The following is a 24254-nucleotide window of genomic DNA, read 5'->3' on the forward strand; positions in this document are numbered from 1 at the left end:
AGCAGACACAAAAAAGGAGCAACTTGCTCCTTTTTCTACCTCTGGCTCACAATGGCGCGAACCAACTCTAAGTCTTCCGGTGTATCAACCCCTGCTGGTGGTGATTCTTTTGCCACATCAACATGGATTTTTTCACCGTACCAAAGCACACGCAGCTGCTCTAAACATTCTATTTTCTCAAGCATGCTTGGTTGCCAATTAATATAAGTATTAATGAAACCCGCTCGATAAGCATAAATACCAATATGACGAAGCAATGGCTGCGCAATCTGTTTTTGAGCAGTGGAAAAGTTGTCTCGATCCCAAGGAATCGTTGCACGGCTAAAATAGAGTGCGTAGCCCTCTTTATCAGTGATGACCTTGACTGCATTGGGATTAAACACTTCAGCTTCATCGGCAATCTCGACGGCCAGAGTCGCCATCGGTGCTGTGCTATTCGCTAAATTATGCGCAACCTGCTGAATGATACTTGGAGGGATAAGAGGTTCGTCACCTTGTACATTGACGATGATGTGGTCATCGGCGATGCCCATCAGTTTAACCACTTCAGCCAAACGTTCCGTGCCTGATTCATGGTTCGGTGACGTCATACACACCTCACCGCCAAAAGCGTGTACCGCTTGTTCTACACGCGCATCGTCGGTTGCAACAACCACACGATCGGCTCCGGCTTGTTTAGCTTGTTCATAAACCCACTCAATCATCGGTTTACCACCAATATCAGCCAGTGGTTTTCCCGGTAAACGAGTCGATTGATAACGTGCAGGAATGACAACCGTGAACGACATTATCGTCCCTCTTCCATCGTCATGCTGCGAGCTTCCGGTTCAAGAAGCACTGGAATGCCTTCTTTGATCGGGTAAGCTAAGCGATCAAGTTTACAAATAAGCTCTTGATTTTCTTTATCATAAGTCAGCTTCCCTTTGCATACAGGGCAAGCAACGATTTCAAGCAGACGGTGATCCATATGGCTTCATTACCTCTATTATTTTATCCAAAATACGCTGTTCATCTTTCGCGTCAAATTGAGCAGAAACCGGAAGATACCACCAATTTTCTTTGGCAAATCCCGCGCATTTAACAGCATCTTTTTCAGTCATAATGACGTTTGCACCTTGTTTTGCAAGCGCCGCTAACTCTGACGGTTTAAAGTCTTGGTGATCCGCAAAACCTTGAGTGACGATAGGTTTTGCTCCTAATTTATCTAAAGTATCAAAAAAACGAGGGGGATGACCGATCCCCGCAAAAGCGACGAGATCTTCAAGTTGGCTTACAGGAACTTTCTCACCACTAACCAGATTGACAGCCAAGCTTGGGGATAAATGCATCGCAATCTCACCACATTGTGCCTGACCACCATTTGTCACAATAAAGTCAACGTCGGTTAAACGAGTGACAGGTTCTCTTAATGGCCCAAGCGGGATAAGCTGCTGATTACCAAAACGGCGCACTCCGTCCACAACGACAAACTCAATATCACGTTGCAGAGCATAATGCTGAAGTCCATCGTCAGTGATAATTACATCAACCCCTAATGGCAGCAAGGCCTTTACGGCATCGGAGCGAATTGGGGCTACAGCAACCGGAGCCCCAGTTCGACGATAAATCAGCTTTGGTTCATCACCACTATGAGCTGTAGGCGTGTTGTCATTGAGGACAAGAGGATAAAATGGCGACTTTCCACCATACCCCCGAGATACAACGCCCGGCTTAAAGCCTTGTCTTTGTAAAGCTTCTACTAGCCAAATCACCACCGGCGTTTTTCCATTCCCACCAGCAGTAATATTGCCGACTACAACCACTGGGACTGGAGCACGAAAGCTCTCTTTCTTTCCAAGTGTAAACGCCTGCTTGCGTGACTGACTGATCACACCAAAAAGCAAACTGAGCGGCCATAACAATGGCCACAATAGATATTTTAATGGATGATTTTCAAACCAGATTTTCTCAATCACCACTTAGTCACCAAATTGAATTCGGTGTAACTGTGCATAGGCACCATCTTTAGCAATCAGTTCTGCATGATGACCCCGCTCAATGATCTCACCCTCATCAACCACCAAAATTTCGTCGGCTTCTTCAATAGTAGAAAGACGGTGGGCAATCACCAGTACGGTTTTATTTTTTTGTAACTCTTCTAATGCTGCCTGAATTGCTCGTTCTGATTCAGTGTCCAACGCCGATGTCGCCTCGTCTAAAATCAGTACTGGTGCATCACGTAGTAGTGCGCGCGCAATGGCAATACGCTGTCTTTGACCACCTGACAAACTCGCACCATTTTCACCAATCATAGTATCCAAACCATTAGGCATAGTCTGAATAAACTCCATGGCATGCGCTAACTTCGCAGCATGTTCAATTTGTTCACGGCTATACTCACCTTCTGCGGCATAAGCGATATTATTAGCAATTGTGTCATTGAATAGATGCACATTTTGCGAAACGAGCGCAAAGTGGGTACGTAAATTCTTCAGTTTATAATCTCGAATATCATGTTCATCAAGATAAATAGCACCAGAATCCACATCATAGAAGCGAGTAAACAAGCTCGCAATGGTACTTTTTCCTGAACCTGAACGTCCAACTAAAGCAATGGTTTTTCCGGCAGGGACAGTGAAATTGACGTTCGATAATGCAGGTTTTTCGTTACCTTGATAGGTAAACGTTACATCTTCAACCTTAATATCACCACGCACTTTATCGGTTTCAAATGTGCCGCTATCACGTTCAGTTTCTAAATCAATAAGAGCAAACAGCGTTTGGCTTGCAGCCATACCACGTTGGAAATCAGAAGTCACACTGGTTAAGGCTTTTAGTGGGCGCATTAAACCAAACATCGCAGAGAATACGACCGTAAAAGTGCCTGGTGTTAAGTCAGCACGAATCGAATCAACACTGGCCAAAAAGAGCACTGTCACTAACGCTAAAGAGGCAATCATTTGAATGATAGGATCCGCAATAGACTGCGCAGCGACAAGCTTCATTGTTTGCTGACGCATGCTATTACTAACATTGTCAAAGCGTTTACTCTCTACTTTCTGACCACCGTAACTAAGCACGACTTTATGCCCTTTCAGCATCTGTTCTGCAGACGACGTGACATGTCCCATAGTGGTTTGCATACCCTTAGAAATCTTGCGAAAACGTTTAGAAACGACGCTAATTCCCATTGCAACTACTGGAGCAACAACAATAAGTACCAATGATAACTGCCAACTATTCCAAAACATTAAAGTTAACAGGCCAATGATACTTGCCCCTTCTCGTACAATACTAACTAAAGCGCGGCTGGTAGCTCCTGCTACCTGCTCTGAATCATAAGTAATTCGAGACAGCAACCCTCCCGTAGACTCTTTATCAAAGAAGCTAACAGGCATATGCATAAACTGGTTGAAAATCTTGCGGCGCATTTGCATTACGACATTGCCCGACACCCAGCTTAAGCAATAAGACGAAACAAACCCACTCAGACCTCGTATCGCCATCATTCCTAAAATAATAAAGGGCAAAATTCGCAGAAAGTCTGATTCAGCATTACCAAAACCCTCATCAAGCAGCGGTTTTAACAAAGAAACCATGTAAGTATCTGAAACTGCGTTGATTATCAATGCCACTACAGCAACAGCCAAACCTGATTTATAGAGGCGGATATAAGTCCAGAGTCGTTTAAACGTTTGCCAAGTAGTTTCGTCAGTATGTTGTGACATAGAAGTGCTTTGTTCTTATGAAAAAATTACGCTCATTCTACCTTGTTACGTAGCATCTGCCTATACCATGGCTGCGAGTGAGATAAACGTAAACTGTTTACATAGTATTGCTCATCAATAAAAGTGATGCTGATTTGTCCCGCATCACCAGTATCTAGCCATTGAGCTCCGTTTTTTCGATACCGTTCAACAACTATTGGTGAAGGCAATTGCCAGCGGTTGCCTTTTGCTAATGAAGCAATCACGAGCTCGGGTTGCACTTTTTTTATCAATGCATCAATAGATGATGTTCGGCTGCCATGGTGGGGTACGAGCATCACCGTGCTGTGTAAATTTTCGCTAGTGCGCGCCAGTAACCATTCACTAATAGCATCAACATCACCGGGTAGCAGTACTGAAAAACCCGTTTTTTGGTCAAAAACACGAACAACGCACGAATGTGGATTATAGGCTCGCTTAGCGAGGTTTGGCGGCCAAACCACGGCAAAATTGAGTTGCTGCCATTGCCAGGTTTCACCAGCAACACAACGCTGATAATCAAGCAATGATTGACTTGCTCGTTTCCAACTTGGTTGCCAGACACGTTCAACTTCCGTTCGGCCACCTGCGTGGTCGTTATCCATATGGCTTAAAATCAAACCATCTAATTGATCGACACCGCGTTTAGTGAGAATAGGACTTACCGTAGACTGAATATGATCCCCACCTTGCCAACTCGATCCCGTATCATAAAGCACATAATGCCCACCCTTTTCAATCAGCACAGCTAAACCATGACCAACGTCTAGCACATCAACTTTCCAAGCTGAAGGGGGTGGGATGCTCACCCAGTAAGCGATCACTATTAGACAACTGATCCCTCGAGTAAAAACGGACATCAGCGGTGAAAATATCAATATGCCCAATAAAGCGCAAAGCAGCGTAAGCGTATCTGAAGAAATCGTTATCCAACTTACACCAGCGAAAGAAGTAAACCAGTCCACCGGAACAAGAAGCTTACTTAACCAAAGCCACAATGTCGCCGCAAAATCAGCGCCAAGTGCAGTAAAGAACAATGCAACAAATATGGCAGGCACAACCACAAAACTGAACCAAGGGATAAAAAGCAAGTTATAGAGCGCCGCACTGACACTGACACCACCAAAAAAATAAGCCGTGACCGGAGACATACAGAAAATCAGCCCGACTTGCATCACTACCAAACGTAGCAATAAAGGGCGAGATTTAGTGGGCAAAGACAATTGATAAAAAATGACACTGATGGCCGCGAATGACATCCAGAAGCTGCTAGATAAACTGGCAAATGGATCAATAAATAGTACAACAGACAAAGTAATCAGCAGTCTTTGCAGTGTATTGATTCGCACATTGAACGCGACTATCGCTACGTTAAGTAAGCACATCACCAATGCGCGCTGTGTCGGTATAGTAAACCCTGCAAGCCAAGCATAAAACAAAGCACACAAACTCCCTATCACGAAAGGAGCCCATAGCATACGACTGTGCAATCGTATCAAAAATAGGCCAAGACTGTAGCCAAAACTAAACGCAATACCGATATGCAAACCGGAAATAGCAACTAGGTGAATTAATCCACTGTCTCTCAACGCTTGCCACTGAGACGCTGATATGTCGCTTCTCTCACCAAATGTTAAAGCCAATAAAATGCCTTGGTTAGGCGCATCTTCTAACCATGCTCTAATTTGCTGATACCACTCTACACGCAGACCAGATAAGGATTCGACATAGTACGATGTATTAGCAATCACACTTGCTCGAGCCACAATACCTTGACTAAGATAATAAGATTCAAGATCAAATCCGGCTTCATTTAAACGCCCGAAGACAGGTTTAACCATCACGGAAAATTGTACTTTGTCGCCTATCATTAAAGGTAAGGGGGCAGCCAAACGAACTTTAGGCTGTAGGAATACGCTCAAAACTTGACCGTTAATTGATCTAAGTGAAACTGTACCCTCATAACCGTAACTTATTTGTCTAAAAAGACTGTCAACTTCGGCATTTATGATAATATTCTGCTCTGCCTGAAAAATAGTATTTGATTGCTCGTGCAGTAAGTTTCCGTTAGTAAAAATGACTAGCAGTGCTACAGAAATTCCCGATAATAATCGTAGCTTTTTAGACCCCATAGAGAGTATAAAAGTGAGAATGAAAGGAATTGCCCATTTCCAGTCTGGCATTAATGGCCAATAGGAAGCGGAGATAATGGTTAGCGAGAACGAAGCCAGCGTCCAATAATTCGATATGAGAGTCATTTTCTAATGCCAAGAAAATTCATAAAACGTTTTATGCCTGACCATGAATTAATCAAGCGTCAGAAAGCACTAAAAGTTTTTGGCAATGTACTGTACAACCCCAATTTATGGTGTCTTAACCGTCGTTCGGCGGCGGGGGCTTTTGCCGTAGGTTTATTCATGGCGTTTGTTCCACTTCCTAGTCAAATGATTATGTCAGCAGGCCTTGCCATTGCATGTGGTGTCAACCTTCCATTGGCCGTAGCACTGGTCTGGATAAGTAACCCTATCACTATGCCCGTGCTGTTTTATTTCGCGTATAAACTGGGCGCATGGGTTATGCACGTACCGCCACAACCTTTCCACTTTGAGCTTTCATGGCACTTCATCGTGCAGCAAATGCACACTATTGGGCCTCCGTTCGTTTTGGGCTGCCTAATTTGTGGCGTCCTGTCTTCGATTATTGGCTACTTTGGTATCCGTGGTTTATGGCGGTATTCTGTCGTAAGAAGTTGGCAAAAGCGCCAAACTCGTTAGTTTATCTTCGCTACTTTTGAGCAACCAAGCACTCATATTGCAAAAACATGTCGTTGAAAACTGAAAAAGGACCTTATCGGTCCTTTTTTATTGGTTTGGATGTTATGCCCAAACCACTTGAAGTTACAGGTAGGCGGCAAGTGAGTTCATCCCCATGAGTATAGATAAACTATGTGATTGGGGTAAGCGAACGTAGCCAACACCGCTGCAACTTCAAGTCGGAAGGGTGTAGAAAAATGGTAATAAATAACAGGCCATCCTAGCTTCTTTTTACTTGGCACTAAGAACCGATGCAGGGTTTAATTTGCTTGCCCGCGAGGCAGGGTACCAAGTCGCAAGCAAACTCAAAACAATGGCCGTAGACGAAACAAGCGCAACATCCATCATGTTGACTTGAGATGGAAGAAAATCAACAAAATAAATATCACCAGACAAAAATTGATGGCCGATCAATGACTCCAATCCTTTGATTAGTGAAGTTAAATTTAAGGCAACAAGCACACCGACCATGCCACCAACCACGCTACCTAACACCCCAGAAAAAACGCCCTGCCAAACAAAAATACGTTTAACCAAGCCATCCGTTGCCCCCATAGTTCGCAAAATCGCTATTTCTGCGGCTCTGTCTTTAACGGCCATCATTAAAGTGGACACAATATTAAAGCTTGCAACACCAATCACTAACACCATCACCAAATACATAATGGTTCTGACCAATTGAATATCTCGATATAGAAAGCCAAATTTTTGCTGCCAACTACGTAAATAGACATATTCATTTAACGTGCTGCCCACTTCTCTGACGATCTGTGTTGCATTTAATACTTGTGAAACCTTAATGGATACCCCGGTTACGCCACTACCCAACTTCGCGTAGGACTGAGCATCTTCTAATGGAATAAGGGCAAGGCTATGGTCAATTTGCCCATTAAGTTCAAGCAACCCTGATACCTTGACGCGTACCCGTTTAGGAGCCTGAACTTTGCTTGAAGCATTAGAAGATGGAATCATTAACGTGGCATAGTCACCGACTTTAGCCCCTAACTTATCTGCTACGCCTTTCCCTAGAATAACTTGCTGCTGTCCGGCCTTGAACTGCTGCCATGCTCCATTGGAGACAAATTGTGACAAACTTGATACCGCTCGCTCCATTTGTGGATCAATGCCTCGTACTTCTATCGCCTTTAACTGCTGCCCTTTTTCCGCCAAGGCGGTAAATTTGACATAAGGCGCACCCGCTTCAACTTGAGGGTGTTGAACGGCTTTTTTGATCAACAGTTGCCACTGAGTTATTGGTTTTTGTACACCTTCAAATTCACCATGCGAGATCACCGATAACACACGGTTTTGTAACTCTCGCTCAAAGCCATTCATTGCTGACAAACCAATAATGATTACCGCCACCCCAACCGCAATACCAATAGTTGAGGAAAGTGAGATAAATGACACCATCTTGTTGCGTTGCTTAGCGCGGCTAAAACGGCGGCCGATCAATAAAGAGAGAGAAGGCAGCACTTACGACTCCTCCACATCAATCAATAAGCCATCTTGCATGTGCATCTTTCTGTCCATTTTTTCAGCAAGCTCACTATCATGCGTGACAACTAAGAATGCCGTACCAAATTCTTGGTTCATTTGGCGCATCAAATCATAAATCGATAATGCTGTTTTATGATCAAGATTCCCTGTCGGTTCGTCAGCCAATACTAAATCAGGCTGATTAACCAATGCACGAGCAATTGCAACACGTTGGCGTTCTCCTCCAGATAATTCAGAAGGACGATGAGAGAGTCGATGCCCTAAACCGACTTTTTCAAGCAACGCTTTAGCTGCTTGTTTCGCTGTAGCGGTTTTCTGACCACCAATCAATAAAGGCATAGCTACATTTTCTAGAGCAGTAAAGTCAGCAAGCAGGTGATGAAACTGATACACAAAACCTAAATGTTGGTTACGAATGTTAGCTTGTTTGTTCGAACTTAGCGCCGATAAATCCTGCCCAAGAAATGACACCGAACCTTGCGAAGCATCATCCAACGCTCCAAGAATATGTAATAAAGTACTTTTCCCTGAGCCAGAAGTCCCAATAATTGACACTAACTCTCCCGCTTGAATATTGAAGCTAACCCCTTTTAACACTTGAGTTTGTAGCTCACCTTCTTGGTAGGTTTTGCAGACATTGTGACATTGTAAAAGGTTATTCATATCTTAAAGCCTCTGCGGGTTTTACGGATGACGCGCGATAGGAAGGGAAAAGCGTAGCCAATAGACTTAAACCGATGGCTAAAATGACCACCACCAATATTTGTATAGGATTAATTTCGACAGGCAGTGTTCCACCGACTGAAAACAGAGCAACCCCCAGAGTTTCGAGTAACGCATTGAGGTTCTTGGCCAGTAACACCCCCAGTAGTCCACCAGCAAGAGCACCAATTACACCACTACTAGCACCTTGCACCATAAAAATGGCGAGTATCTGCTTATCACTCATGCCTTGAGTTTTGAGTATTGCCACTTCGGCTTGTTTTTCCATCACCACCATGATCAACGCTGAAATAATGTTAAATGCAGCCACACCGATGATCAGCCCAAGCATTAAGCCCATCATGTTTTTTTCCATGCGTACAGCTTGAAACAACTCGCCTCGCTGGTCGCGCCAATCGCTCCACTCCCAACCTGTAGGTAATGGAGCATTTGATAAATCAGCCACAACGAAAGGATCATCAAAAAATAGTCGCCAACCAGAAACCGTATTGGCAGGCAAACGCAGCAAGCGTGCCGCATCTTGAATGTGGGTTAGCATTAACTGCCCATCAACATCTGAACCAGTATTAAATATCCCTGCAACGGTAAAATTACGCTGCGCAGGAATACGTCCCAATGGCGTAAACTGGCTGGCACTGGTCACCATCAAGCGTACCTTATCGCCTAGCGACACGTTCAAAGAGCGCGCGAGGGTATGACCAAGAAAAACTTGATAATCACCTTGCTTGAGCTTATCCACTTTACCGGCAATTAAATACGCTTTTATCGGATCATCTTGGTTTGGTTCTATGCCAATCAACAGACCAGCCGCAAGCTGGGAAGTACTTTGAATCACCGCCTCACTGCGAACAATCGGTTCTACTGGTCTTGCAGTTGATAGTTTATTGATGAAATCAGGGGCCGCTGAGGTTAAAGCCGTTTTATCACCTTGCTGTGAAACTACCGCTTGTGGCAGCACGCCTAAAATTCGACCTTTGAGTTGAGATTCAAAGCCGTTCATGACTGAGAGCACCGTCACTAATGACATCACTCCAATCGTGATCCCTGCTGTGGACATATAAGAGACAAATCGACTGAACCTATCGCCGGAACGCCCACGTAAATAGCGTAAGCCGATAAATGTCGAAACTGGATGAAACATATGGAAAACCGCCTAAAAGTGATACTCGATACTGTAACGACAAACGATTCAAGGTTGTAGCATTAATTTGCCAATAATGTGTTAATTCAACCCGATAACAAGGACATACCTTGATTAGTTCGCCGGTATGACGATAATCAACAGAGCGATGAGAAGGAAGCCTGTATGACCAACCAAGAATTTTTTACCGTTCATTATGGATTAACCACCAATATTGAACCTTTAGATGACACATTTTCGCTACCTCCTCAGCCTATTTTTGAAGCCGAGATTCCTGCACCATTTATTGTGGCGAGCGAATTTAGCCAGCTTGACCAGCTCAATGAAAGTGCTCGCTTAGAGCTAAAAAACAGCGATTTCAAGAACGTCATTCAATTACTTGAAACTCAGAATTCAAAGCTAAATTTGTTGCTCACCTTTATGTTGTCTCAGCAAGATGACCCAGCAACTCGCTTTACCACAACAACCTTTGGTGCCAGTCAGTTTTCATTTATGACCACGGCCCCATTAAATATCGGCAGCAAAGCAAGAGTTAAACTGTTTTTGGACCATCCGCCCGCCGCCATTTATTGCTATAGTTCGGTCACAGATTGTCGATTAGAACACGAACAATATCTCATCACGATGAGGTACGATCTGCTACGAGATACCGATCAAGACTTGTTAATTAAAGCGGCACTTTACCAACAGCAGAAATTGCTACGCCAACGCTCCTTAGACCGAAATAAACCATAAGCGTTATCATGACTACACAATCGATACTTTCTCTGGTTAAACCAACAGGTGCTGGAGACAAAAAACATATTGGCAACTTACATGGCGCTAGCTTAGCTCTAGCAATCGCCGAGCTTGCTAACCAGCACCCAAGTCATACTTTATTGGCCGTGCCCGACCCGCAAACGGCGCTAAAACTGTTGCAAGAAATTGAACAATTTAGCCAAGCCGAAGTCGCTTTATTTCCTGATTGGGAAACACTGCCCTATGACAATTTTTCTCCACACCAAGAAATCATTTCTGACCGTATAGCAAGGCTTTATCAACTGCCCAGCTTGAAAACAGGTATCACCATCGTTCCGGTCAGTACTCTGTTACAGCGTCAAACGCCTCGTGAGTTTTTGCTCCAGCATACCTTGATGGTCAAAACCGGTGACCAGTTTTCGTTGGAAAAATTACGTATTCAATTAGAGAATTCCGGCTATCGACATGTCGATCAAGTCTTTGGCCCTGGTGAGTATGCCAGTCGTGGTTCCATTCTCGACCTATTCCCTATGGGCAGTCATGATCCTTATCGTATCGATTTTTTTGATGATGAAATCGATACGATTCGAACTTTCGACCCTGAGAACCAACGCTCAATTGAAGAAATCGCGGAAATTCGTTTACTACCCGCACATGAATTTCCTACCACCGAAGGTGCCATTGAGGATTTCCGCATCCGCTGGCGTCAACGCTTTGATGCCCGCCGTGAGCCCGAATCGGTATATATGCAAGTCACTAAGGGAACTTGGCCTGCCGGCATTGAATATTGGCAACCACTTTTCTTTGAGCACACTGAAACCTTATTTGATTATATTGATCCGCAAAGCCAACTACTCACTATAGGTAATATCGAAGAAGCCATTGATCACTTTTTAAGTGACGTTGAGTATCGCTATGACCAACGCAAAATTGACCCATTGCGTCCATTGCTGCCTCCCAACGAACTGTGGCTCAAAAAAGACGAATTATTCAGCTTATTTAAAGGTGTTGCTCAAGTACAACTAAGTACAGCCCCTATCACAGAAAAGCCCGGCCGCATTAACCTACCAGTGTCGACCTTGCCTGAGCTGGCGGTTCAACATAAAAACAAAGAACCACTAGTGGCTATGCGCCAATTTAGTGAAACTTTTAATGGCAAAATCGTTTTTTCTGTCGAATCCGAGGGTCGCCGAGAAGCATTATTAGAACTGTTACAGCGCATTAAACTTCGCCCAGTTGAAAAATCCAGCTTTCAAGAAGCATGTACTGCGAAAGATAAAGTTTGTTTAGTGCTCGGCGCAGCCGAACACGGTTTCATCTATGATAACGCCAAACTTGCCTTAATTTGCGAAAGCGATTTATTGGGCGATCGAGTCATTCTTCGCCGTAAGAAAGACCGTAAAGTCACTAACAGTGACGCTGTTATTCGCAACCTAGCAGAGCTAAAACCCGGCCAGCCCGTTGTGCATATTGATCACGGCATTGGTCGCTATTTGGGGCTACAAACCCTTGAAGCTGGCGGCATGGTGACTGAATACGTCACTCTTGAATACCAAAATGATGCCAAACTGTACGTACCTGTTGCCTCTTTAAATCTTATCAGCCGCTACTCCGGTGGCGCTGAAGATAGTGCTCCACTGCATAAACTGGGCGGTGAAGCATGGACCAAGGCAAGGCGAAAAGCGGCGGAAAAAGTGCGCGATGTCGCGGCAGAGTTGCTTGATGTTTATGCCAAGCGAGAACTCAAACCGGGTTACAAATTCGCGTTGGATCGCGGGCAATACGCAACATTTAAAGCAGGCTTCCCATTTGAAGAAACCGAAGACCAAAACATGGCGATCAATGCGGTTCTCTCCGATATGTGTCAAAAGAAAGCCATGGACCGTCTAGTTTGTGGGGATGTTGGTTTTGGTAAAACCGAAGTGGCAATGCGCGCAGCGTTCGTATGTACCGACAACAGTAAACAGGTCGCAGTATTAGTCCCGACAACCTTGTTGGCCCAACAGCATTTTGAAAACTTCCGTGACCGTTTTGCTAACTTACCGATCCGAGTCGAAGTACTCTCTCGCTTTAAATCCGCCAAGGAGCAAAAACAAATTCTGCTTGATGTCGCTGAAGGTAAAGTCGACATTTTAGTCGGTACACATAAATTGTTATCGAGTGAGCTAAAGTTTAAAGACCTCGGCTTACTGGTTGTCGATGAAGAGCACCGCTTTGGGGTGAGACAAAAAGAGAAAGTCAAAGCAATGCGCGCCGATGTTGATATCCTCACGCTTACCGCCACACCAATACCTCGTACGTTAAACATGGCGATGAGCGGTATGCGAGATCTCTCCATCATTGCGACACCACCCGCTCGACGTTTAGCGATTAAAACCTTTGTTCGACAAAGCGATGACAGCACAATACGTGAAGCTGTACTGCGTGAAATCATGCGTGGCGGTCAAGTCTACTTCCTACACAATCAAGTCGAGACCATTGAAAAAGTAGCCGCAGACTTAGAAAAACTGATCCCCGAGGCTCGCATCACCATTGCTCATGGACAAATGCGCGAACGAGAACTCGAAAAAGTGATGAACGACTTTTATCACCAACGCTTTAACTTATTAGTGTGTACCACCATTATTGAAACTGGTATTGATGTACCAACCGCTAATACCATCATTATGGATAGAGCCGATAATCTCGGCCTCGCTCAGTTACACCAACTTCGTGGTCGTGTTGGACGTTCTCATCATCAAGCTTATGCATATTTGCTTACACCACACCCGAAAGCAATGACAAAAGATGCGATTAAACGTTTAGAAGCAATTGCCTCACTCGAAGACCTAGGTGCTGGCTTTACGCTTGCGACTCATGACTTGGAAATTCGTGGCGCAGGTGAACTGTTGGGTGACGAACAAAGCGGTCAGATCCAGTCGATTGGTTTTACGCTCTACATGGAAATGTTAGAGCAAGCGGTAGAAGCACTGAAAGAAGGTAAAGAACCAGCGCTTGAGGACTTACTTCGTGAGCAAACCGAAGTCGAAATGCGTCTGCCAGCCCTACTTCCTGACGACTACATTCCCGATGTCAATACCCGCCTATCCATGTACAAACAGATCGCCAGTGTCAGTAGCCGTGATGAGCTAGCTGAGTTGAAGGTGGAATTGATTGACCGCTTCGGTAAACTACCAGATGCTGCCAATAACTTGCTTTCAGTGGCTGAACTTAAAATTGATGCTGCCGTGTTAAAAGTCAAAAAAATAGAAGCGCATGACAAAGGCGGTTATATCGAGTTCTATCCAGATGCTGACATAAACCCGATGTTTTTAGTTAAACTACTGCAATCTCAGCCGAAAAAATTTGCAATGGAAGGACCCACTAAGTTTAAGTTTGCTGTACCATTAGTCGATAGACGCGAACGAATTCAGTTTGTGGCAAATATGCTCAGTGAATTCCAACAAAACCTAATGCCAAGAGTATAAAAGGCCAATCTTTTATACTGAACTTTGCACCTAAATGATGGAGCTATGATGAAAAAACTGATCCCCCTATTACTCTTGCTTGTCTCCATGCCAAGTTTGGCAGCGAGACAATTTGATATAGAAGTGATCATTTTTAAGCGCGCGGTTGATGCAGAGAAAGTGAGCGAGTCATGGCCTAACTCTCTGCCTGAGATTAATGTTGAGCGTGCGGGTAGCTTTAGTGACCAAAGCTATCGCCAAGAAAAAGGCGTGAAAATGCTGCCTTTCTCAGATTACCAATTGAATGACCAAGCGCAAAAATTGAAAAATCACGCAGGTTTTGAAGTACTGCTGCATACCGCTTGGCGACAAGGTGACCAAGGTAGAAATTCAGCACCCGTTTTCCATATCCAAGCTGGTAAAGATTACTCAACCAAATTTAATGTTGATGGTAGTGAAAAAGTGTCCGTGCAGGAAGATTCACCAGTCAATGGCGTTGTCGAACAAAGTATTGCCAAACCACTTTATGAACTCGATGGCAAACTACAGATCTACGTGCAACATTATCTTTATGCAGAAACGACTATTGACTTAAAAGAACCTAGTGTGAGAGAGGTAACGCTACAGGATTCTCCTTTAGAGCTTGATGTCGCGCCAGAAGATAAAAATGCAGCAGTACAAGTGGGCAACTTAGAGTCTGTTTCGCCAACGTTAGAAATCGAAGAGTTTTTGAAAAGCTATCGGATGGACCAAAAGCGTCGTATGCGCAGTAATGAAACCCATTATCTAGATCACCCATTAATGGGGATGATCATCCAAGTCCGTCGAGTCGAACCGTAATTCTCCTTCATAACGCCCGAACTCGGGCGTTTTTTTATCTTGGAACTTTGGCTATGAGTCCCGATTTTCAGATCATCACACAACGTCTCGAACTGAAACTGATCACCGTTGATGAAGCACAATCGTTAGCTGATTGTGTATCTCACTCTCCAACTCTTCATCAGTGGATTGACTGGTGTCACCCACATTTTACTCTTGATGAAGCGCAGCGCTTTTTGATCGCTACAAGATTGAACTGGGTGAAAGTACAAGCATTAGGTTTTGGGATTTATTTAAAGGAAAGTGAACAACTGATTGGAATGGTCGCCGTCAACGAGTTTTATCATACCTTTAACATGGCAAGTTTAGGGTATTGGATATGTGATGCAAAGCAGCGTAAAGGCTATGCTAAAGAAGCGTTGGATGCACTAATTGAGTTCTGTTTCAGCAAGCTTGAATTAACTCGTCTAGAAATTGTGTGTGACCCAGACAACCTCCCAAGTCAGCAACTGGCGTTGGCATGCGGTGCTAAAATGGAAGCATTAGCAAAAAACAGGTTCCTGTTTGATGGCTTACCAAAAGATGGCGTTGTCTTTTCAGTGATACCCACCAATTAAAAACGGCACTCAATTTTGTCGAGTGCCATTTTTAAAAGTAACAATTTTAGCAATAGATAGTATTAATCCATCTTAAACACTTGGTTCTGAAACAATTGTTCGACAATTTCATGCGACGTTGCCGAAGCGGTCAATTCAAGTCCTGACATATCAAAATGCTCAAGTGCAACTGATGTCGAGTCACCATTATCACCAGTAATGGTCAGCCTTAAGAGATCATTAGAGTCATCAAAACTTGTGCTTACGTGATCTAACAGGTTATCCATATCATTCGCATCATTACCCGTCAGTAGCATAATATCGCTTAGATCTAGCTTGTCTTCTCCTAAATGGAAATCTTTAATCACATCCTGAGAAGACGTAACGCTTAACACATCGTTGGAGAAGGTAAATAGATCACTACCTTCTCCCCCAGTCAAAATATCGTTGCCCAGACCACCAATCAAGATATCGTCACCTTGACCGCCAACTAGAATGTCATCACCTGCGCCACCGTTTAAAGTGTCTACTCCAGCCAAACCGAGCATAATATCAATACTATCACCGCCAGTAAGTGAGTTGTCGTGATCGTCACCAACCAAAGAATTCCGTTCGGTTTTAGCAATATCACTACCTGATTCGCTCAAAGTCAGGGTAAAAACATTATCACTAGTACCACCTTTACCATCTGATACTTTAAACAGGAAGTTTAGATCAGCCTGCTGGTCACCCTGAAGGGTAATGTCGTCACTCTGAGTGAAGCTGTAGCTACCGTTTGAGGCCACTTCTAAAGTACCAAACGCAGTTTCAATATGCAGCTTACCGTCTACATCATTAGTCGAAGACACTAGGGGTTGATTTACGGTAATGCCGTGCAGATCTGCGCCTAGAAATGAGAAGTCCTCGTCAGCCAGAGAAATTGTCATAGTATCGCCATCTGCATCCTGGCTGCCAGCCAAAAGCTCACCTGCAATTGGCTCTGGCGAGAATTGGTTAAGATACTGACTCAGATCTTCTCCTGAATCTACAAGCACTACTTTGTCGCTTAACTCAGCTAGCGCTTGAGTTGCGTTGGCATTCTCTGACAAAGCGATACCAATACCATAGACTTTAACATCATTGATTTGTTTGTACTCTTCCCAACGCTGATACAAATCAGGTTTGGCTACCTCACCTTCTTGCGGGTTTGGTTCACCATCAGAGATAAAGAATATAGTGTCCTTGCTTTCAACTGGTTGTTCGTTCTGGTACAGATCCCAGTCAAAATTTCCGTCTTCGTCAAGACCGTCTTGCCAAGGATAACTGGTTCGATGCTTTTCACCTGCATCCATGACCGCTTCCATAGCTTTGTTGTAATCAGTGTTCTTACCATGGTCAATATCGCACCAGTTGTTCACATAAGTGGCGACCTCAGAGAGGTATGTTGGATCATTTTCATTCCGTCCATTCAACTCTGGAGGGCGAGTCATCGATTCAACATCTGTCAACGTAAGCCAGCTTTGTGTTGACACATCACCATCAAAGCGGATCAGGCGAATAAACGTATTCGATTCACCACCTTCTGCAATCATATTTTCAACCATGGTATGCAGTGCTTCTGCCGCTTTGTAAGCTCTCGATTCAGATTTAGGAGCCGTCGCTTCACTGCCAACTGTATTCTGACCGTCAAAAGTACGGGTCATGCTATTGGACTCATCGAATACGACTGTCACTTTGTTAATTGGCAGAGCTTCCATCTCTGCAAAGCCTTGAACTGGTGATGAAGTCGGCGCGTGATTCTCTGTAACATTCAGGGTAACCTGAGTAGTATCACTGTCAGCACCATCTGTTGCTGACACGGCTAACTGATAGGACTGCTGGGTGGAATGTTCTAGTTTCACGCCGTCTTTCAACCAGATCTCACCGCTGTTCGGATCCACTCGAAATAGGTTAGCATCACCACCACTTAATTCGTATTTAATAGTATCGCTTCCATCAGGATCAAAAGCCTCAACCTTCCCCACCAATACACCTGCTTCATGCTCAGGTATGTTAAAGCTAGCAGTATCTGCTGTAGGCATACCGCTAATATCAGTACCATGAATTTGGTCTGCATCATCAGTGCTGATAAACTCTGGCGCGCGATCACGAATATCGATAATAATTTCGCCATTTGCAGTGTCACCATCAGAGTCAATAATCGTGACTTCAAATTTATCCTGTTGGTGGCCAGCCACATTCGTGGCTTTGTAATCGTAACGACCATTTTCAAAGTTGATAGTCAACTTGCCGTGCTCTGTATCGATCTGTGCCAAACTGTAACTTGAAATAACAGCCCCATCACTCGTGGTGACACTGCCATTTTCTTTGCTGTAGTAATAAGTCTCACCATTACTAGTGATGTGATCCACCCACTGAGCATCACCATTATGCTCATCCAGAAGGTTACTTTGTAGTTGGCCTGATACAGTTTTGGTCAGTAGAGCTTCAATTTGTGAATCATCTGTTACCAAAATTGCCGAACCCTTGTCTGTTGCTACAGGCTCTAGATATTTTATATTAGCTCCGGCCCCAATACCGATGGACCAAACATTATCGATGATCACACCACTGGAACTAATGCTGCGCTCCATAGCGTTTTCTAGAATAATAGATTGCTCAGCTTCTGTCGGCTTATCCCAACCTTTAACAAGATACTCATAACGTTGTGCACTTTCAAAATCGTCTGCGGCTAACCACTTCATCAAACTTTCACGCAATCCTGCATAGGCACTATCGGAGATGTTGGTCCACGAACCAAAATCACTCGGGGCGCCATCAGAAATAAAGTAAAGCTGATGGCTACTGGTATCTTCCATTTCTCCGTTCAGATCGGTAAGCGCTGAATGTACCTGATCGATTGCTTGGCTGTATGGTGTCCAACCACCACGCCCGATAGAATCCAAATAAGCATCAATATCATCGACTGAATTCAACCATTCTGACGTTTTACCTTCTGGATAACCCGAATGTGTCGCGATCTTAAATCGAACATCTCCTAAGTCATCATATTTTTCAAACATGGTTTTAATTGCACTTCGTGCAAGATCCCAGCGTGAGACTTCAAGCCCATTCTCGTCCTTTACTTTGTCACTCCACATAGAACCGGATGCATCTAGCGCAATCACAACACTATTGTTCTGCGGAGCAACGTCATTGATCTCATAATGAGCAGAAGTAACCGAAGGCTGTGAATCTATTACGTCAATATGAAGCGTAGCACTCTCCGATTGACCACCTGCATTCACCTCGATTTTTACAGGGATATCCAGCTTATCTGCACCTTGCTCGGTGTGATCCAAAGGCGCATATTGAACGACAGAATAGTGACCAGTTTTACTGTCGACATGAGCTTCAAGCACTGCCACCTTATCCGCTCCACTGCCAATATATCCGGTCAGAGTGCTTTGATCAGTACTCACTTCAAATACCAAAGACTTACCACCGCTGGTAACACCGTCCAGACTCTGTTTTGCATCAAAGTGGTATTCTGCATCTGTTGCTGAACCAAGGTTTGCAACCAAATCACCTTCTGTACGTGCACCAATATCTATACCAATCTGGAGCTCACTCAGTACAGCATGCGTATCATTCAGAGACATAGGTTCTCCGATCACACTCACGGTAACTTCTGCTTTATCAGTCAGACCATGCTCATCCTCAATGGTGTATTCGAAGGTGTATCTCTTAACTTCACCAGTTTCTAGAGTACGTATATCGGCAGGTAAAGACTTTAAATACTTAGCTGCATCAAAAACCAGCTTGCCGTTCTGTAACGATAGATAGTCAGTATGTGGGTAGTCAACAATAGTTAGATTATCGCCATCGGGATCGCTATCGTTCACCAATACATCTAGCTGAAGAGTACCTGAGCCGTTGGTCTGATAGCTATCATTAAAGCTTGTCAAATCCACAGATAGCTGGGTAATAAAGTATTCAGAACCGTTAGGATCAACTACCCCGTCTTTGTAGCTGGTCGTCGACATTTCGATACTATCGAAGAAGCGACCATCTGCATCTACGTTGACTACCTGAGTGCCACCACGGGTACCTTCAAACACGTCTGTCGCAACTAGTTCACCCTTGTAGTACGCTTTCCAGACGCCACGCTCAATACCTGGTTCCCAGCTTCCGTTTGTAGTGTCCGTCCATAGATTTTTTACTTCTACTTCTGCGTGATCAGAAACTTGCCCATTGGCAAATGAGAAGCGCATTGCTTCACTTTGCCCGGTGACATCATCATACCCAATCTGACCATCTTGGACACGGTCTGAGCCTCCGTCCAAAGTAGAACTAACTCCAAATTTGTGCTCACCGCCATCCCCGGTGTAATCCGCTTTTCTAGCGTCTGCAACTTTACTTCCAGTTGCTGTATCAATGATGTAGTAGTCAACGCTTATATCAGTATTATTATCCCAGCTTTTGTGATCTAGGATCTTGGTCACCTTCTCAATACCATTATCGTTTTCAGCGATTGGAGCTTCGTTAATATCGTTAATCAGCACATTAACTTGTGCGCTATCTTTAGCGCCCGATTCATCTAGAGCTTCTACTTCAAGCTGATAGTTATTCACTATTTCATGATCAAATGTCACACCATTTTTAACGCTGATCTCACCAGTAATACTGTTGATTTCGAACAGATCCGTATGATTGGTAAGGTGATAAGTTACTTGGCTGTTCAGATCTATATCAAAGGCGCTAACCGTCCCTATTACACTCGGCTCGGTATTTTCATCAACACTAAACTGGTAACTGTCAACATCGGCCTTACCTTGCGTATCCAAGCCATGGATATTGTTGGTACCACTGATAAATTCCGGAGCATCGTCAGAGCCAGTGATGGTGATCACCACATCATGCGTGCTGCCATCTGTCGAGGTCACAGTCATGGTTCGGGTTAGAGGAGCGCTGTCTGCATCCAAAGCCTGCACATCCGCATGGCTGTTGTTCAGTTTATAGGTCCAGTTACCACTCTCATCGATAGAAAAAGTGCCCCAGTTGCCATCTTTAACATCTGTTTGGGGTTGGAATACCGCTTCGCCCGCATCCGGGTCTGCAATCTTCAGGTTACCGCGACTCTCCAACAGCACGTCTTCCTGCACCGCGCCTTTATCGCTATCCAGTTGTGTTGGGGTGATGATCGCTTTATCGTCAGAGCCGGTGATGGTGATCACCACGTCATGCGTGCTGCCATCTGCCGAGGTCACAGTCATGGTTCGGATTAGAGGAGCGCTGTCTGCATCCAAAGCCTGCACATCCGCATGGCTGTTGTTCAGTTTATAGGTCCAGTTGCCACTCTCATCGATAGAAAAAGTCCCCCAGTTGCCATCTTTAACATCTGTTTGGGGGTGGAATACCGCTTCGCCCGCATCCGGGTCTACAATATTCAGATTACCGCGACTCTCCAACAGCACGTCTTCCTGCACCGCGCCTTTATCGCCATCCAGTTGTGTTGGGGTGATGATCGCTTTATCGTCAGAGCCGGTGATGGTGATCACCACGTCATGCGTGCTGCCATCTGCTGAGGTCACAGTCATGGTTCGGATTAGAGGAGCGCTGTCTGCATCCAAAGCCTGCACATCCGCATGGCTGTTATTCAGTTTATAGGTCCAGTTGCCACTTTCATCGATAGAAAAAGTCCCCCAGTTGCCATCTTTAACGTCTGCTTGAGGGTGGAATACCGCTTCGCCAGCATCCGGGTCTACAATATTCAGATTACCGCGACTCACCAACAGCACGTCTTCCTGCACCGCGCCTTTATCGCCATCCAGTTGTGTTGGGGTGATGATCGCTTTGGTTTCAGTGGGCTCAGATTGTGGCGAACGAGAAATATTAAATACCGTTTTACCCTGCTCGGTTGTTAGAGCAGTAACCATGCTAGCAGTTTCAAAAAAGGTGCTTGCCAATACTTCGGCACCAGTACGTTCAATAGTGCCAGATTTTGTCAGGCTTGAACCAACTATTTCACCCTGTGCGGTGGCATACTCATCACCTAATTCAGTAGGATCAACACCTTGTTCTAGAGCTTCATAAATTTTATTTAATTCAACGAAACTACCAGACTTAGGATCTTCTTCAACATTTGCTAAGTCGACTTGCTGAGGTTGGATTTCACCTTTCAATGCTTCAACAATCACTTCACCTGGCAGTAAACTATCTTTCGATTTTACTACTTTGATGTGACCATCCAGTCCTATTACAACATAGGTTTCTGCGGTTAATTTTGATTGTTCAACCAAGAGATTTACCCCATTTAGCAAATAAAAAAATCCCCCCCCATAAAACTAGATGGGCAATGAGATTCGATTTGAATCGTTAACATATTTTATTTACTAATTTACCACTGTTCACTACATATAAAACATGTATTTTTTTCACCAATAAACTGCATGTTTTAAAGTTATTTTATTTCCGAACAAAACATCATATCTTACGCGACCTGTTTTTGGTGGATCAACGTTCGTAATCACTACGTTTCTAATGAAGCAATGACTTATCGTCAATAGATTTAAACTACGCAACGTTCACTTATATATATTCGAATTTATATAGTTTTAAATATTGAGATTAATATTATTTTAGGAGACTCTCTGTGAAATTAAGCAGTATCAGCATTGCGTGTTGTGGCTTATTTATTGCGCTTCCTTCTAATGCACAAACGTTAGAACAGGCGGTAGCAATTACCTTTGCAACCAATCCTGATATAAAGAGTGCATTTAACGAGTACATGAGCAAACTGTATATTGTCGATCAATCAACTGGGGCTTATAAACCTCGTATTGATATCGATGCGGGCATTGGCTATGAGGGGATAAACCCGGCAAATTCGACTGGTAACAAAAACACAGATATGACTCGCAAAGACGCATCTATAACTCTGACTCAGTTGATTTGGGATGGGTCTAAAACCCTACATGATATTGACCGAACTTCGGCAGATGCAGAGTCATTACGTTATCAATTGCTTTCTGATGCACAGAGTGTGGCCCTCGAAGTGATTAATGCTTACCTTGATGTACTTAAGGCACAAAAGTTTATGGAGCTTTCTGCAAGTAATCTTAGTACACATGAGCGTATCTATGTTGATATTAAAAAGCGTAAAGATTCTGGGATAGGTTCAGTTGCTGATCTTACTCAAGTTGAAGCTCGCTTGGCCAAAGCTCACAGCAACATACTCGCAGCACAAAATAACTATAAAGATACGCAAACGATTTTCTTTAAGTTGGTTGGCGAAGTCCCACACGATCTAATATTCCCACACGCTGATAAAAACTTCATTCCGGCAACTCTTGATGAAGCAAAAACTCAAGCCTTTGAAAACCATCCAGTTATCAAAATAGCTCGAGCGGATGTCGACTCAGCAAAATTCCAATATAAGCAAGTTGATGCAAATAATTTCCCGGTTATTTCATTTGAAGCAGCACAAAACTGGCGCAATGACTCTGGTGGTATCGAAGGCAGCAGCGCAGATACCACTGCGATGCTTCGTGTTCGCTATAACCTTTATAACGGTGGTCGAGATTCGGCAAACGCGGACACTATGGCCTACCAACTCAACAAAGCGAAAGACCTGCTAGAACGCGCTTATCGGGGGGTTGAACAAGAAATTCATCTTTCGTGGAATGCACTTGAGCTGACAAATCTACAAAAAAACTTTTTGGCTCAACATGTTGACTCTGCATCGAATACTGTTATCGCATACCAGAAGCAATACAGCTTAGGTAGGCGTACTTTGCTTGACTTATTAAACACTGAAAATGAGTTATTCGAGTCGCGCAAAGGCTACATAGAAGCCCAGTTCGCACAGCAGTACGCCAAATACCGTGTTCTGACTTCAACCGGAAACCTACGTGATGCGCTACGCATTGATATTCCAAAAGAGTGGACTCAACCAGTGGAGTACTAAACACTATGAAAAATATTATATTAACGGCTTTAGTTCTGACTATACTGAGCCTAAATGTCACATTTGCAAACGATGGTATGGATTATATCCCGACTCCAAAAACCAATCAGATTGCCGACCTGCAAGACGCAGACGATGATGGTGTGATCAATGCTCGCGACCTCTGTACCGGCACCCCAATCGCCGCAGAAGTCGATAACGACGGCTGTGAAACCTACGTCAACAAAAAAGAACAATACCAGCTTAAGATCTTATTTGATAACGACTCTAGCCATATAAAGAGTGTTTTCCAACGTAAGGGCACTGAGCTAGCGGCTTTCCTAAATAAGTACCCTGAGACCTCTATAGAAATACAAGGATATGCAAGTAAAGTAGGCGATACAAAGTATAATTACGATCTGGCCCGTCGACGGGCAGAGAACGTGCGCAACCTGCTGATTGAAAAAGGCATTGACAGCCAGCGATTAAAAATCGTTAGTTATGGTGACACTCATTTGGCCGCATTAGGTCTCGATGAAGTCAGCCACGCCTTAAACCGCCGTGTCACTGCTACAGTTATCGGTCATAAAGGCATGGTTAAAAACGAATGGACAATATTTACCACCATTCCTAAGGTCAACTAATTCGTAGCCCTAAGTATTTTATATTAATTATTTGGGGCTTTCATCCATGGTTCGTCTACAGAAAATAAAATAGATTTAATATTAATCTCTTATATAGCAAAAAACGCCAATCAATATTCCACAAATTTCATCTAACCTTTAGTTGCATATTAATTTCGATTATAAAAAATCACCCCACATCCGGAAAGAATGCCGAACTATTC

The 24254-nt window shown here is 44.0% G+C and carries 16 protein-coding genes; 7 read left to right on the forward strand and 9 right to left on the reverse strand.

Annotated features, from left to right (window positions below):
• Positions 1 to 35: 35 nt before the first annotated feature.
• Genes kdsB through HGG78_RS15490 form a run of 5 tightly spaced genes read right to left on the reverse strand, consistent with a single transcriptional unit; the run spans position 36 to position 5983 of the window.
• Positions 36 to 788, reverse strand: a complete 753-nt coding sequence (gene kdsB / locus HGG78_RS15470) for a 3-deoxy-manno-octulosonate cytidylyltransferase (protein ID WP_172533428.1) — start codon at positions 786 to 788, stop codon at positions 36 to 38.
• A complete protein-coding gene (locus HGG78_RS15475) occupies positions 788 to 967 on the reverse strand; it encodes a Trm112 family protein (protein WP_053310089.1) in 180 nt (59 codons plus the stop codon). Before HGG78_RS15475 ends, kdsB begins: the two co-directional genes overlap by 1 nt.
• A complete protein-coding gene (gene lpxK / locus HGG78_RS15480) occupies positions 948 to 1955 on the reverse strand; it encodes a tetraacyldisaccharide 4'-kinase (protein ID WP_053310448.1) in 1008 nt (335 codons plus the stop codon). Before lpxK ends, HGG78_RS15475 begins: the two co-directional genes overlap by 20 nt.
• 3 nt (positions 1956 to 1958) lie before the next feature.
• Positions 1959 to 3707: a lipid A ABC transporter ATP-binding protein/permease MsbA gene (gene msbA / locus HGG78_RS15485; protein ID WP_171980693.1), complete on the reverse strand. Its 1749-nt coding sequence runs from the start codon at positions 3705 to 3707 to the stop codon at positions 1959 to 1961.
• Positions 3708 to 3739: 32 nt separating this feature from the next.
• Entirely contained in the window at positions 3740 to 5983 is a 2244-nt protein-coding gene (locus tag HGG78_RS15490) for a DNA internalization-related competence protein ComEC/Rec2 (protein WP_172533429.1), read from the reverse strand.
• Between the two features lie 6 nt (positions 5984 to 5989).
• Between HGG78_RS15490 and HGG78_RS15495 the strand changes: the two genes are divergently transcribed.
• Positions 5990 to 6499, forward strand: a complete 510-nt coding sequence (locus HGG78_RS15495; protein WP_172533430.1) for a DUF2062 domain-containing protein — start codon at positions 5990 to 5992, stop codon at positions 6497 to 6499.
• A 270-nt stretch (positions 6500 to 6769) separates the two neighbouring features.
• Here HGG78_RS15495 and lolE read toward each other — a convergent pair whose 3' ends face one another.
• The 3 genes from lolE to lolC are packed head-to-tail and all read right to left on the reverse strand — an operon-like array spanning position 6770 to position 9902.
• Positions 6770 to 8014: a lipoprotein-releasing ABC transporter permease subunit LolE gene (gene lolE, locus HGG78_RS15500; protein WP_172533431.1), complete on the reverse strand. Its 1245-nt coding sequence runs from the start codon at positions 8012 to 8014 to the stop codon at positions 6770 to 6772.
• Entirely contained in the window at positions 8015 to 8701 is a 687-nt protein-coding gene (lolD, locus tag HGG78_RS15505) for a lipoprotein-releasing ABC transporter ATP-binding protein LolD (RefSeq protein ID WP_172533432.1), read from the reverse strand.
• Positions 8694 to 9902 (reverse strand): lipoprotein-releasing ABC transporter permease subunit LolC, encoded by a 1209-nt coding sequence (gene lolC / locus HGG78_RS15510; RefSeq protein WP_172533433.1) that lies wholly within the window; start codon positions 9900 to 9902, stop codon positions 8694 to 8696. The genes lolD and lolC overlap by 8 nt, the downstream gene beginning before the upstream one ends.
• Before the next feature lie 165 nt (positions 9903 to 10067).
• Between lolC and HGG78_RS15515 the strand changes: the two genes are divergently transcribed.
• From HGG78_RS15515 to HGG78_RS15530, 4 genes are read left to right on the forward strand one after another with little or no spacing between them, the layout of a single operon-like run.
• On the forward strand, positions 10068 to 10637 hold the full coding sequence (locus tag HGG78_RS15515; protein ID WP_172533434.1) for a PilZ domain-containing protein: 570 nt from the start codon (positions 10068 to 10070) through the stop codon (positions 10635 to 10637).
• A gap of 8 nt (positions 10638 to 10645) precedes the next feature.
• Positions 10646 to 14107: a transcription-repair coupling factor gene (gene mfd, locus HGG78_RS15520; protein ID WP_172533435.1), complete on the forward strand. Its 3462-nt coding sequence runs from the start codon at positions 10646 to 10648 to the stop codon at positions 14105 to 14107.
• Positions 14108 to 14155: 48 nt separating this feature from the next.
• Positions 14156 to 14926, forward strand: a complete 771-nt coding sequence (locus HGG78_RS15525) for a peptidoglycan binding protein CsiV (protein WP_172533440.1) — start codon at positions 14156 to 14158, stop codon at positions 14924 to 14926.
• Between the two features lie 53 nt (positions 14927 to 14979).
• Entirely contained in the window at positions 14980 to 15522 is a 543-nt protein-coding gene (locus HGG78_RS15530; RefSeq protein WP_172533436.1) for a GNAT family N-acetyltransferase, read from the forward strand.
• Between the two features lie 62 nt (positions 15523 to 15584).
• On the opposite strand, the gene HGG78_RS15535 is transcribed toward HGG78_RS15530, so the two are convergent.
• A complete protein-coding gene (locus tag HGG78_RS15535) occupies positions 15585 to 21761 on the reverse strand; it encodes a VCBS domain-containing protein (RefSeq protein WP_172533437.1) in 6177 nt (2058 codons plus the stop codon).
• A 353-nt stretch (positions 21762 to 22114) separates the two neighbouring features.
• Between HGG78_RS15535 and HGG78_RS15540 the strand changes: the two genes are divergently transcribed.
• Positions 22115 to 23428 carry a TolC family outer membrane protein gene (locus tag HGG78_RS15540; protein WP_172533438.1) on the forward strand — a complete coding sequence of 438 codons (1314 nt, stop codon included), beginning with the start codon at positions 22115 to 22117 and terminating at the stop codon, positions 23426 to 23428.
• A gap of 5 nt (positions 23429 to 23433) precedes the next feature.
• Positions 23434 to 24051, forward strand: coding sequence for an OmpA family protein (locus tag HGG78_RS15545; RefSeq protein ID WP_172533439.1), 618 nt, complete (start codon positions 23434 to 23436; stop codon positions 24049 to 24051).
• Positions 24052 to 24254 lie beyond the last annotated feature (203 nt).

The sequence above is a fragment of the Vibrio aestuarianus genome (assembly GCF_012395185.1).
Taxonomy (GTDB): domain Bacteria; phylum Pseudomonadota; class Gammaproteobacteria; order Enterobacterales; family Vibrionaceae; genus Vibrio; species Vibrio aestuarianus.

Bases quoted from the DNA above. Each gene is read 5' to 3' on its own strand.
- kdsB (WP_172533428.1), bottom strand. From the start codon at position 788: ATGTCGTTCACGGTTGTCATTCCTGCACGTTATCAATCGACTCGTTTA.
- HGG78_RS15475 (WP_053310089.1), bottom strand. From the start codon at position 967: ATGGATCACCGTCTGCTTGAAATCGTTGCTTGCCCTGTATGCAAAGGG.
- msbA (WP_171980693.1), bottom strand. From the start codon at position 3,707: ATGTCACAACATACTGACGAAACTACTTGGCAAACGTTTAAACGACTC.
- HGG78_RS15490 (WP_172533429.1), bottom strand. From the start codon at position 5,983: ATGACTCTCATATCGAATTATTGGACGCTGGCTTCGTTCTCGCTAACC.
- HGG78_RS15495 (WP_172533430.1), top strand. From the start codon at position 5,990: ATGCCAAGAAAATTCATAAAACGTTTTATGCCTGACCATGAATTAATC.
- lolD (WP_172533432.1), bottom strand. From the start codon at position 8,701: ATGAATAACCTTTTACAATGTCACAATGTCTGCAAAACCTACCAAGAA.
- lolC (WP_172533433.1), bottom strand. From the start codon at position 9,902: ATGTTTCATCCAGTTTCGACATTTATCGGCTTACGCTATTTACGTGGG.
- HGG78_RS15515 (WP_172533434.1), top strand. From the start codon at position 10,068: ATGACCAACCAAGAATTTTTTACCGTTCATTATGGATTAACCACCAAT.
- mfd (WP_172533435.1), top strand. From the start codon at position 10,646: ATGACTACACAATCGATACTTTCTCTGGTTAAACCAACAGGTGCTGGA.
- HGG78_RS15525 (WP_172533440.1), top strand. From the start codon at position 14,156: ATGAAAAAACTGATCCCCCTATTACTCTTGCTTGTCTCCATGCCAAGT.
- HGG78_RS15530 (WP_172533436.1), top strand. From the start codon at position 14,980: ATGAGTCCCGATTTTCAGATCATCACACAACGTCTCGAACTGAAACTG.
- HGG78_RS15545 (WP_172533439.1), top strand. From the start codon at position 23,434: ATGAAAAATATTATATTAACGGCTTTAGTTCTGACTATACTGAGCCTA.